The following is a 12,228-nucleotide window of genomic DNA, read 5'->3' on the forward strand; positions in this document are numbered from 1 at the left end:
CGCGGTTCCGTCGTGCGGAACCTTTCGCCCGCCGCGGTCGTGCAGGCGGCCCCTCACCACGGCGAAGATCCGCGGAGTGGAACCCTGGGGACTCGCGGGACGTCCGCCGGCCGGAGGGGCTCACGGGACTGACATGTCGGGGCATCTCCGAGGCTCTAAAGTGTCCGGAGAGCACCGGCAAGAGGCCCGTGGTGTTCGGAAGAGAGCTGACGTCTTGCTACACGACACCCCCGGCATGACGAGGTGGAGCGCCCACGACACCGGCTTCGGATACGTCTCCGCGTACGGCGCGCCCCTGGTCGACCTGCTGGACCCGCGGCCGGGCGAGCGGGTCGTCGACCTCGGCTGCGGCATCGGGGTGCTGAGCGCCGAGATCGCCGCCCGGGGCGCCCGCGTCCTGGGGATCGACGGTTCGACGGCGATGATCGAGAAGGCCCTGGCGCGGTATCCCGGGATCGACTTCATCGTCGGCGACGGCGGCGACTTCACGGTCGCCCAGCCGTACGACGCGGTCTTCTCCAACGCCGCGCTGCACTGGATGGGCCGCGATCCGGACGCGGTGATCGCCAGTGTGCGGGAGGCGCTGACCCCGGGCGGGCGGTTCGTCGCCGAGATGGGCGGCGCGGGCAACTGCGCCGCGCTGACGGCGGCGATGTCCACCGCCTGGCGGGAGCACGGGCTGCCCGAGCCCGACCTGCCGTGGTACTTCCCGACCCCGGCCGAGTACGCCGCGCGGCTGGAGCGGGGCGGGTTCGTCGTCCGGCTGCTGGAGTACTTCGACCGGCCGACCCCCATGGACGAGTGCCCCGACGGGGCGGCCGGCTGGGTGCGGATGTTCGCCGGGTCACTGCTCCGCACGCTCCCCGCCGGGATGGTCGATTCGCTGCTGCGCCGGGTCAACGAGCTGGCCGCTCCCGCGCTGCGCCGGGAGACCGGTTGGATGGCGGATTACGTGCGGCTCAGATTCGCGGCCGTACGCCGCTGAACCGGCCCGATGCGCCGGGGTGATTTGCCAGACTATGGTCTGTTCCATAAGTCTCGTTCCCCGGCGACGTGAAGCGGATCGGGCGGCTGGAGGGGCTGGAAGGGGAGCGGATGAACTTCTGTCTGAGTGACCTCGTGCCGCCGCTGCGCTGGAGCGACGCGGGCACGATCCCGGAGCTGGCCGACCAGCCCGATCTGCCGGACGCCTGGTGGCGCAGCCTGCCGCTGCACCGGGTGCTGGCCGTGCTGGGCCCGGACCGGCTCGCGGAGCTGCTGGCCCGGATCGCCCTGGACCACTGGCCGGCCGCCGCCGTGGGCGACGTGCTGCCCGCGCTGTACGTCCTGGACCCCGACGAGGCGGACGAGCCGTGCACCGCCATCGCCCTCGACCGCACCGGCTCCTGGGCGGGCCTGCTCGCCCTCACCGGCCGCGAGCTGCGCGACCAGCCCTTCATTCAGGCGTTCCCCGTGGTGCACGTGCTGTTCGGCGCGGTGCTCGACCGCTTCGCCCATCCCGGGCGGACCGGAGCCGGACCGGTCTCCGGCGCCGGGCCCGAGCCGCTTCCGGAATCCGTCCCGCAACCCGCCCGCGCGGCCGGACCCGAGCCGGCCGCCGCCCCGGTGTCCGGCCCCGAACGTGAACCGGCCGCCGAACCCGAGCCCGCGCCGGCATCCGAGGCCGTTCCCGACGCCGGACCGGCCGTCAGACCGGCCGCCGCACCCGAGCCCGGCGCCGAACCCGGACCCGCCGCCGGTCCCGCCGCCGAGTCCGAACCGGACCCCGTGGCCGAGCCGGCTTCCGAACCCGAGCCGATTTCCGGACCCGAGCCGACCGCCGAATCCGAGCCGGCCTCCGTGGCCGGGGCCGAGCCGGACCCCGCGGTGCCACCGGCCGTGGCGTCGCCGGCCGCCGCGCCGCCGGTCACCGCGTCACCGGTCGCCGCGGACGCCGGAGCCCCGGCCGGGGACGCCGCGGACCAGGCCGGGGACGCCGCGGACCAGGCCGGGCCCGCCGGAGAGCCCGCGTCCCCCGACCTCCCCGCCCTGCTGGACGCGGCCTTCGCCGACCTGGACGACCGGAGCTGGGCCGTCGCGCAGAACAGGGTGTTCAGCGACGACCCCGCGGCGGTGGAGGCGCTGGCCAAGCTCTTCGCGGTGCCGCCCGCCGCCATCGCAGAGGCGGAGGCGGACCTGCGGCGGCGGCTCGCCGAGTGGCTCGCCTCGCCGGAGGCGGCGCCGTACCGGGAGCATCTGGCGGAGGTCAGGCGGACCCTCGGCAAGGCGGCTCCGAAGTCGCGCCTGGTCTCGGCCGCCGGCTGGCACCGGCGGGAGCTGCCCTCCCTCGACGTGCCGGCCTGGCAGTTCGTGCTGGCCACCCTGGACGGCTACCACCTGGTCGACGAGTGGCTGGTGGAGGGCGACATCGTGGAGCTGCGCCACCACACCCGCGACGTGATCAGCCAGGCGAAGCCGCCGCTGACCATGACCAAGGCGCTGTCACTGGTCGCCTCGCTGGGCATCCACCCCGACGTGTCCAAGGAGTGGCTGGAGAACGTCCCCCAGCTCCGCATCCTCAGCGCCGGGCAGAAGACCCCCCAGCGTCAGGGCGGCGGATCCCAGACCGGGCGCTCCAAGGAGGCCAGGGGGCCGAAGGACTCCAGGGGCCCCAAGGAACCGAAGGGGGCCGGGGACAAAAGCGGGGACAAAAGCGGGGACAAAGCCAACGCGAAGGCCGGGGACAGAGCCGGAGCCCCCGTGCCGCGGGCCTCGGCGGAGAACGCGGGCCGGGAGCCGGACACCCCCTCCGGGGAGGCGGACCGGCCGCCCGGCGGGACCGGAGGACGGCCCGGCGCGGCGGGGCAGGCGGGCCGGTCGCCGTTCCGCCCGCTGAAGGACGTCGCGGTGACCCGGCGCTGCTTCCGGCAGCCGGACGGCCGCTGGTGGCTGCGGGTCGACATCGCCGCCGAGCACCTGCGGGGCGACGACTGCCCGCTGCCCAGCGGTTTCGCCGCCTACCTGGGCATGTCGCCCGGCGCGGCCCGTACGGTCGACAGCGCGGTGGGCGAGGTCACGCTGAGCTGGCGCGAGGGGCCCGTCCTCTCGTCGCTGGGGCCGCTCCTCGCCGACGTGGGCGCCAAGGAGGGGAGCCACCTGTTCCTGACGCTGTCGGACGAGGGGGTGCTGCGCGCCAGGCACCTGCCCGCGGCGGACCCGGGTGACGAGCCGCTCTCCCGGGCGCTCCGGCTGGTCGGCTACACCGCCCTGGGCGGCACCCCCGAGCAGGCCGTACGGGTCATCGCCACCCGGGTCGGCATGACGGGACCGATCAGCTCGCCCGACCTGCTCAGCCGGCTGCGAGAGCGCGGGGACCGCGACCTGCTGTCCCTGATGGCGTAGCCGATGCCGCGGCTCGCCATCTCCCCGGAGTTCCCCCTGGAACTCGGCGCCCTGGCCCAGCCGGCGCGCCGGGACGTCGTCGTCGCGGTGCGCCGGTTCATGCAGGGCGTGGCGGGCGCGCCGCACCCGGAGCGGATCAGGGGGGCCGGCGACCCCAGGGTCGCCACCCTCCGGCTGGCCGAGGGGCACCGCGGCGTCGTGGTCAGGCAGCGCGACGTCCACTGGCTGCTGACCGTGCTGCCCGACGCCGAGGCGTGGGCCTACGGCCGTCGCCACCGGTTCGGGGTCAACACCGCCCTGGGCGTGGTCGAGACGTGGGACGCCGAGGCGCTCGGCCGGGCCGAGCCCGCGCTGCGCCGGGCCGCGTCCGCCACCTCCGCGCGGCTGTTCGCCGACAACTGCGACACCGACCTGGCCGAGCTGGGCGTCGACCGGCGGTTGCTGCCGCTGGTCCGGCTGATCACCGACGACCTCGCCCTGGAGGCGCTGGAGCCGCTGCTGCCCCCGACGCAGTACCAGCCGCTCGCCGCGCTGGCCCGGGGCGAGTCGCTGGCCGGGGCGTGGCGGGAGCTGGACGCCTGCCGCGCGGTCCCCCCGGACGGACGCCCGATCGATCCGGACGACCTCGCCGCCGCGCTCCTGCGCAGCCCGGACCGGGCCGTCTTCGTCGGCAGCCCGCACGAGCTGAACCACGTGCTCGACGCCCCGGACTGGTGCGTGTTCCTGCACCCGCCGCAGCATCGGCTGGCCTACCACGGGCCGTACGAGCGGCCGGTGCTGGTCACCGGCGGCGCGGGCACCGGCAAGACCCTCGTGGCCCTGCACCGGGCCGCCTTCCTGGCCCGGCGCGGCGCGGGCCCGGTGCTGCTGGTCACGTTCTCGCAGAAGCTGAGCGCCGAGTTGTCCGCCCGGCTGGACCTGCTGGTCGAGGACGAGGAGGTCCGGGAGCGGATCGAGGTCGGCAACGTCGACCGCCTGGCGCACCGGGTCGTCTCCGGGGTCGAGGGGCGCGCGCCCGCGCTGGCCGACTCCGCCGACCTGGCCGCGCTCTGGGAGGAGAGCGGCGGCGGCCACAGCCCGGCGTTCCTGCTGCGCGAGTGGGAGCAGGTGGTGCTGGCGCAGAACCTGCGGACGATGGAGGAGTATCTCGCCGCGCCCCGTCCGGGCCGCGGCGTGGACCTCGGGCCCGAGGAGCGGGAGTCCGTGTGGCGGGCCGTCGAGCACGTCACCGGGCGGCTGCGGGAGCGGGGCAAGCGCACCCTGCTCCAGCTCGCGGCGGAGGCGTCGCTGCTGCTCGGCCGGACGACCGGCGACCTGCTGGGCGACGAGGCGCCGGTCCGCGAGCCGTACCGGCACATCGTGGTGGACGAGGCGCAGGACCTGCATCCGGCGCAGTGGCGGCTGCTGCGCGCGGCGGTGCCGTACGCCCCCGACGACCTGTTCATCGTCGGCGACCCCCACCAGCGCGTCCTCGACACGCGGGTGCCGCTGGGCTCGGTGGGCATCGACGCGGTGACGACGCGGCTGCGGGTGTCGCACCGGCTGCCGCAGGAGATCCTCGCCTGGGCGGTGCGGCTGCGCGGCGGCGGGCCCGCCGACGGCCTGGTGGCCGGCGTCCAGGAGATGTACGGTTTCCGCTCGCCCGGCCACGGGCCCCGCCCGATGGTGCGGGCCTACGATTCGCCGGAGGAAGAACTGACCGGTCTGGTGGTCCAGGTGAGAGAGTGGGTCCGGGACGGCGTGCCGCCGCGGGAGATCGGGGTGGCCGCCAGGACCGCCGGTCTGGTGCGCGACGCCCGGGCCGCGCTGCGCGATCTGGGGGTGGGAGTGACGACACTGCACGGAATGAAGGGTCTGGAGTTCCGGCGGGTCGCCGTGATCGGCGTGGCCGACGGGATCGTGCCCGCCCCCGGAGCGCTCACCCCCGCCGCGGAGGATCCCGCCGCGCGGGCGCACGATCTGCAGCGCGAACGCGGCCTGCTCTACGTGGCCTGCACCCGGGCCAGAGAGCTGCTCTACGTGTCTCACACGGGACGCGCCAGTCCCTTCCTTCCCACCTGACTACCTATTCTGGACTGCGGATATCTTCCCCTTTTGCGGTTGGACCCCAATGAACCTCAGCCTGAGCGACATCGTGCCACCCCTGCGCTGGACCTCCCCCGGCCAGGTGGCGCCGATCGCAACCGATCCCCGTCTCCCCGAGGCGTGGTGGCAGGCGCTACCGCTCGACCGGGCATGCGCCGCCATCGGGACCTCCGAGGTCTCAGGACGCCTGGCCGATCTCGCTTTGACGTGCTGGGGGCATCTGACGCTCGGTGACGTCCTGCCGTTGCTCAGGTTCGCCGATCCGGCCGCCAGCGTCCGCATGTCCGAGGGGCTCGGCCGCGAGGCGGTGCACGGGCTGTTCACCGAGGTGCTGGAACGGCTGCTCGAACCGGTCACCCCGGAGAGCGCCGCGGCCCGGCAGCGTCCCGCCCGGCAGGACCGGCCGCTGCCGGAGCTGATCGACGAGGTGTTCGCCGACCTGGACGAGCGGCAGCGCGCCATCGCCAGGGACCGCCTCTACGCCTCCCAGCGCGCCACGCTCGACGACCTGGCCCAGCGGTTCTCGGTGACCCGGGAGCGCATCCGGCAGATCGAGCGGGACCTGCGCGACCACGTCGAGGCGTGGCTGGCCGGCGAGGGCGCCGCGCCGTTGATGGCCCACGTGTCGTGGCTGCGGGGCCGGCTGGGTTCGGCCGTGCCCGCCGACGACCTCGCCGCGGCGGTGCCGTGGCACCGCACCGACCTCGCCACGCTGGGCATCCCGGCCTGGCGGTTCGTGCGGACCCTGCTGACCGGCTACGAGCAGGTGGACGGCTGGCTGGTCGCGGGCGGGGCCGACGAGCTGCGTGAGAAGACCCGGCAGCTGTTCGCCGACGGCCCCCGTCCGCTGGACGAGGCCGTCACGCTGGTCAGCCAGCTCGGCATCCGCGAGGACGTGGCCGAGCGCTGGCTCGTCTCCGTGCCGCAGCTCCGGGTCTTCGAGAACCACGTGGTGCCGTGGCCGCGCAGCGTCAACGACAAGGCCGAGGCCGTGCTCGCGGTGGCGGGCAGCGCGCTGACGCCCGAGGAGATCCAGGAGCGCATCGGCGAGGACTACAGCCTCGTCGGCATCCGCAACCAGCTCACCGCCGACGACCGGTTCCTGCGGCTCGACCGCAACAGGTACGGCCTGGCCCGCTGGGGCGGCGACCAGTACCTCGGCATCCGGGAGATGATCGCCCGGGAGATCGAGCGGGCGGGCGGCGAGGAGTCGGTCAACACGATCGTGGCGAACCTCACCTCCCGCTACGACGTGAGCGAGAGCTCGGTCCGCGCCTACGCGGGCGGCCCCGGCTTCGAGCGCACCCAGCGCGGATGGATCCGGGTGGCCGGCGCCGAGCAGACCGACTACCAGCCGCGCCGTGACGTCTCGGCGACCCGGCGCTGCTTCCGCAGCCGCGACGGGCGCTGGTGGCACCGGGTGGACATCAACGCCGAGCACCTGCGCGGCTCGGGTTCCCCGCTGCCCACCGGGTTCGCCGCCCACCTGGGCATGGCCCCCGGCGGTCAGCTCACCGCCGCCACCCCCTCGGGCGACGTGGTGATCAGCTGGCACAACCAGCCGACGATGGGGTCGATCCGCCCGATCCTGGTGGCGGCCAACGCCTCCGAGGGTGACCACGTCTTCCTGACCGTCTCCGACGGCGGCGAGCTGCTGACCCGCTTCCTGCCGGCCGCCCCGTCGACCCTGCCGTCGCTGAACCGGGCGCTCCACCTGATCGGTTACACCGCCCCGGTCGCCTCCGAGGCCGAGGGCGTCCGGCTGATCGGCGCCCGGATCGGCCTGCCGGAGGGCTCGGGCCGCGACGAGGTCCTGGCGCGGCTGCGCGAGCGCGGCGACCGGGAGATCCTGGCCCTGCTGGACGGCACGGCCGCCTGAGCCCGGTTCGCGGTCCTTCCGCCCGGCCCCGCCCGCGGGCGGGACCGTACCCGCGGGCGGCGCCGTACCCGCGGGTGGCGCCGTACGGTCCCGGGCGGGTGGGCCGCCGCGCGCGGGCGGCGGTTAGGCTCGGGGCATGTTGCGGCTGTACGACACGCGGAACCGCCGGGTCGAGCCGGTCCTCGCCGAGGGGGCCCGCTCGATGCGCATGTACACCTGCGGGCCGACCGTCTACCGTCACGCGCACCTGGGCAACCTGCGGTCCTACCTGCTGTCGGACCTCATCCGCCGGGTCTGCGAGCGGCGCGGGGTCAGGGTGGTCGTCTGCCGGAACATCACCGACGTCGGGCACCTGGTGGACGACGCCGAGATCGACCCGACCGGCGAGGACAAGGTCCTGGCCCGGGCGCGGGCCGAGGGCCGCTCCGCCCTCGAACTCGCGCGGTCCTACGAGGAGGCGTTCGGCGCCGACACCCTCGCCCTGAACATCCGGCCGCCGGAGCACTCCCCCCGCGCCTCCGAGACGATCGAGGCGATGATCGAGCTGATCGCGAAGCTGATCGAGAAGGGACACGCCTACGCCACGCCCGACGGGTCGGTCTTCTTCGACGCCGCTTCCTTCCCCTCCTACGGCGAGATCTCCGGCAACCGGCTGGACCGGCTGCGGCCAGGCCACCGGGTGGCGGGCGTCGACGAGCGCAAGCGCTTCCACGCCGACTGGGCGCTGTGGAAGCCCGCCGACCGGGAGCTGACCTGGGAGTCGCCCTGGGGGCGCGGCTTCCCCGGCTGGCACGTCGAGTGCTCGGCCATGTCGCTGCGCTTCCTCGGCGAGCGCGTCGACGTGCACACCGGCGGGATCGACCTGCGCTTCCCCCACCACGAGGACGAGCGCGCCCAGTCCGACGCGGCCGCCGGCCGCGAGGTGGTCGCCCACTGGGTCCACGGCGAGCACCTGCTCTTCGAGGGCCGCAAGATGGCCAAATCGACGGGGAACGCCGTCCTGCTCTCCGACGTCACCGAGGCGGGTCTCGATCCGCTGGCCGTACGGCTGGCGATGCTGGAGCACCCCTACCGCCGTCAGATGAACCTCACCTGGGACGTCCTGCGGGCCGCGGACCGCACCCTGCGGCGCTGGCGCTCCCGGGTGGCCGGGTGGTCGGAGTCGCCGAGCCGGCCGATGCCCGCCGAGCGGGTCTCGGCGATCGAGGACGCCTTCGACGACGACCTGGACACCCCGCTGGCCCTGCGGCTCCTGCGCGAGCTGGAGCGCGACGAGTCGATCGCGCCGGGCTCGCGGCTGGAGGCGTTCCTCCACCTCGACCGGATCCTCGCCCTGGACCTCGCGTCCGAGATCGGCCGGGCCCCGAGCCTGCCCGCGGGCGCCGCCGAGCTGCTGGACCGGCGGGAGCGGGCGCGGGAGGCCGGGGACTGGCCCGCCTCCGACCGTCTCCGCGACGAGCTGGCCGCCCTGGGCGTACGGGTGGCCGACACCCCGCAGGGCCAGATCTGGTCCTGAGGGCCGGACCGCTCGCGCTCCACCCGGTTCCCGAAGGGCCCGTGAGGGCCGGACAGAGGTCCCGCACGCCGGGTGCCAGGGCGTTCGTCGCGGTGAGGTCCCGGACCGCGCTGCCGGCCGGCCTGTGAACGGCTCTCCCGGCGGGCTCGGAAGCGGCGCTCCCGCTCCAGGGTGCTGCCAAACTTGTTCGAGCACGTCGCATAGGAGGTCTTTGTGAGGTTCCGGCCGTATGCCTGGATGCCCCGGCCGCTCAGGTGGCTGGCTCGGGCGTTCACCGTCGTGGTGGTACTCGCGGTCGTCATCGCCGGGGTGGGCGTATGGGCCGTTCGCTCGTCCTTCCCCCAGCTCTCCGGCGATCTGAAGGTGGACGGCCTGTCGGGAAAGGTCACCGTCTACCGCGACAAGTCAGGTATCCCCCAGATATACGCCGACTCCGCCGAGGACCTCCTCCTCGCCCAGGGCTACGTGCACGCGCAGGACCGCTTCTTCGAGATGGACTTCCGCCGGCACGTGACCGCCGGGCGGCTGTCGGAGATGTTCGGCTCGGCGACCCTGCCCGAGGACAAGGCCATCCGCACCATGGGCTGGCGCAGGGTGGCCGAGAAGGAGCTGCCGCTGCTCGACGAGCGGACCCGGCGCTACCTCGACGCCTACGCCAAGGGCGTGAACTCCTGGATGGAGCGCAACCGGGGCTTCGCCGACCGGAGCCTGGAGTACGCGGTCCTCAAGCTCACCAACTTCGGCTACAAGCCCGAGCCCTGGACCCCGGTGGACTCCCTCGCCTGGCTCAAGGCCATGGCCTGGGACCTGCGCTCCAACATGGACTCCGAGATCGGCCGGGCGATCGCGGCGAGCAGGCTGTCCGCCGACCGGGTCGGGCAGCTCTGGCCCGGCTACCCCTTCGGCGCCCACCAGCCGATCGTCACCCGCGGCACGGTCACCGACCGTGAGTTCGACCAGAACCGGGAGCCCGGCGACAAGGACGCCGCCACGCGGTCCGGCGCCGGGACGGACACCGGCACGGGCGCGGGCGCGCCGCCCGGCATCGGAACGGCTCCGGGCGCCCCGGCCGACGCGGGCACGGGTGCCGGCACGCCGGCCGACGCCGCGGGCACGGGTGCGCCGGCCGGTACCGGGGTGGAGGCGCTGGCCCGCGCCTCGCGGGTACTGCGGGCGGTGCCGAACCTGATGGGCGACAGCGCCGACCCGAGCGGCATCGGCTCCAACTCCTGGGTGGTCGGCGGCTCGCACACCGGGTCCGGCAAGCCGCTGCTGGCCAATGACCCCCACCTGTCGGCCAACATGCCCTCGGTGTGGTACCAGGCCGGACTGCACTGCCGTACGGTGAACGCCGGGTGCCCGTTCGACGTCACCGGGTTCACCTTCTCCGGCGTGCCCGGCGTGATCATCGGCCACAACGACCGGATCGCCTGGGGCTTCACCAACCTCGGGCCCGACGTCGCCGACCTGTACCTGGAGCGGACCAAGGACGACACCTACCAGTACATGGGCGCCTGGAAGCCGCTGACCACGAGGACCGAGACGATCCGGGTGGCGGGCGGCGACCCGGTCCGCCTCAAGGTCCGCGAGACCATGCACGGGCCGATCGTGTCCGACGTCATGGACGACGTGAAGGACACCATGACCGGCGCCGACTCCGCCTTCGGGGAGAAGGCCGACGCCGTGGCGCTGAAGTGGACGGCGCTCGAACCCGGCCGGACCGCCGACGCGATCTTCGAGCTGAACACCGCCCGCAACTGGCAGCAGTTCCGCGCCGCGGCGAGCAGGTTCGAGGTGCCCGCGCAGAACCTCGTCTACGCCGACGTCGACGGCAACATCGGCTACCAGGCGCCCGGCCGCATCCCGGTGCGCAGCCGGGGCGACGGCACCTGGCCGGTGCCGGGCTGGACCGGGGAGTACTCCTGGAAGGGCGTCATCCCGTTCGACGAGCTGCCCAGCGCCTACAACCCGCCCGAGGGCTACATCGTGACGGCCAACAACGCCGTCATCGACCCCGAGCGCTACCCGAACCTGCTCACCAAGGACTGGTCGTACGGCTACCGCTCCCAGCGCATCGCCGACCGGCTGAAGGACGAGCTGAAGAAGGGCAAGGTGGACGCCTCGACGATGGGCGAGATCCAGAAGGACAGCCGCAACGGCTTCGCCCCCGTCCTGGTGCCCAGACTGCTGGACGTGAAGGTGGCCGGCGGCGCCGCGGACGCCCGCGAGCTGCTGAGCGACTGGGACTACTCCCAGGGCGCCGACTCCGGGCCCGCGATGTACTTCAACGCCGTCTGGCGGCACCTGCTCATCGAGACGTTCAACGACGACCTGCCCGAGGGCGCCCGGCCGACCGGCGGGGACCGCTGGTTCGAGGTGGTCCGCCTCATGCTGGAGACGCCCGACGACCCGTTCTGGGACGACTCCCGCACCAAGGGCGTCGAGACCCGCGACGACATGCTGCGGAGCGCCATGGCCCTGGCCTACGACGAGCTGCGCGACCGCCTCGGCCCGGACGTCAGGGCCTGGCGCTGGGGCGACCTGCACACGCTGACGCTCACCAACCAGACCTTCGGCACCTCGGGGATCGCCCCGATCGAGTGGCTGTTCAACCGGGGGCCGTTCGCGGTGGGCGGCAGCAAGGACGCGGTCGACGCGGCCGGGTGGGACGCCCAGAAGGACTACTCGGTGCAGACGGTGCCCTCCATGCGCATGGTGGTCGACCTGTCGGACCTGGACAGGTCGCAGTGGATCAACCTCACCGGGGCGTCGGGGCACGCCTTCCACGACAACTACGCCGACCAGGCGCCGCTGTGGGCCGACGGGAGGACCGTCCCGATGCCCTTCCACGAGGAGGCGGTGAAGAAGGCGGCCACCCACACCCTGACGCTCAACCCCTGACGGATCCCGGCCGGTCCCGCGGCGGGCGGGACCGGCGCCAGCGCGGCGGGCGGCGGGGGTAGCCGCCGTCCTCCAGGCCGGCCAGCCGCTCGAAGACGTTCCAGGCCGCCTGGTGGCCGCTGAGCAGCAGGGACACCACGGCCGCGACGCCGTACGCCGGGAGCATGGGCAGGCCCAGGCAGGCCGCGTACTGCGAGGTGTGCCGGGCCTCGTGCCGGAGCAGCGCCCCGGTGAGGTAGCCCTCGTCGTGCCTGGTCAGCACCACGTTGCCGACGGTGAACGCGCCCGCGATCGGCAACGGCAGGCGGTAGCCGTGGGCGAGGACCAGCCCGCCGGGGCCCGGCGCGGTCCTGGCCCGGCCCGCCCGCGCCACCAGCAGCCCCAGCGGCGTGGACAGGTTCGCGTAGTTGACCGCCCGCCGTACCCGATACAACCGCCGCATACCGCACATTGTGCGCCCCCTCCG

The 12,228-nt window shown here is 74.2% G+C and carries 7 protein-coding genes; 6 read left to right on the forward strand and 1 reads right to left on the reverse strand.

Going from position 1 to position 12,228, the window contains the following annotated elements; genetic code table 11:
- The first annotated feature begins 235 nt into the window (after window positions 1-235).
- The 6 genes from ACZ6W9_RS26590 (at window position 236) to ACZ6W9_RS26615 (ending at window position 11,762) form a co-directional block, all read left to right on the forward strand.
- A complete protein-coding gene (locus ACZ6W9_RS26590) occupies window positions 236-985 on the forward strand; it encodes a class I SAM-dependent methyltransferase (protein ID WP_389956574.1) in 750 nt (249 codons plus the stop codon).
- Window positions 986-1,095: 110 nt separating this feature from the next.
- Complete coding sequence (locus ACZ6W9_RS26595) at window positions 1,096-3,381, forward strand: hypothetical protein (protein WP_470120202.1); 2,286 nt, start codon at window positions 1,096-1,098, stop codon at window positions 3,379-3,381.
- A 3-nt stretch (window positions 3,382-3,384) separates the two neighbouring features.
- Window positions 3,385-5,442 carry a UvrD-helicase domain-containing protein gene (locus ACZ6W9_RS26600; RefSeq protein ID WP_389956579.1) on the forward strand — a complete coding sequence of 686 codons (2,058 nt, stop codon included), beginning with the start codon at window positions 3,385-3,387 and terminating at the stop codon, window positions 5,440-5,442.
- Between the two features lie 49 nt (window positions 5,443-5,491).
- Window positions 5,492-7,345: a sigma factor-like helix-turn-helix DNA-binding protein gene (locus tag ACZ6W9_RS26605; protein ID WP_470120204.1), complete on the forward strand. Its 1,854-nt coding sequence runs from the start codon at window positions 5,492-5,494 to the stop codon at window positions 7,343-7,345.
- Window positions 7,346-7,481: 136 nt separating this feature from the next.
- Complete coding sequence (cysS, locus tag ACZ6W9_RS26610) at window positions 7,482-8,861, forward strand: cysteine--tRNA ligase (RefSeq protein ID WP_470120206.1); 1,380 nt, start codon at window positions 7,482-7,484, stop codon at window positions 8,859-8,861.
- Window positions 8,862-9,098: 237 nt separating this feature from the next.
- Window positions 9,099-11,762, forward strand: coding sequence for a penicillin acylase family protein (locus ACZ6W9_RS26615; protein WP_389957924.1), 2,664 nt, complete (start codon window positions 9,099-9,101; stop codon window positions 11,760-11,762).
- Here the strand turns inward: ACZ6W9_RS26615 and ACZ6W9_RS26620 are convergent.
- Window positions 11,752-12,204, reverse strand: a complete 453-nt coding sequence (locus tag ACZ6W9_RS26620) for a hypothetical protein (RefSeq protein ID WP_389956588.1) — start codon at window positions 12,202-12,204, stop codon at window positions 11,752-11,754. The genes ACZ6W9_RS26615 and ACZ6W9_RS26620 overlap by 11 nt on opposite strands.
- Between the last annotated feature and the right edge of the window lie 24 nt (window positions 12,205-12,228).

The sequence above is a fragment of the Streptosporangium sp. NPDC053982 genome (genome assembly GCF_055585205.1).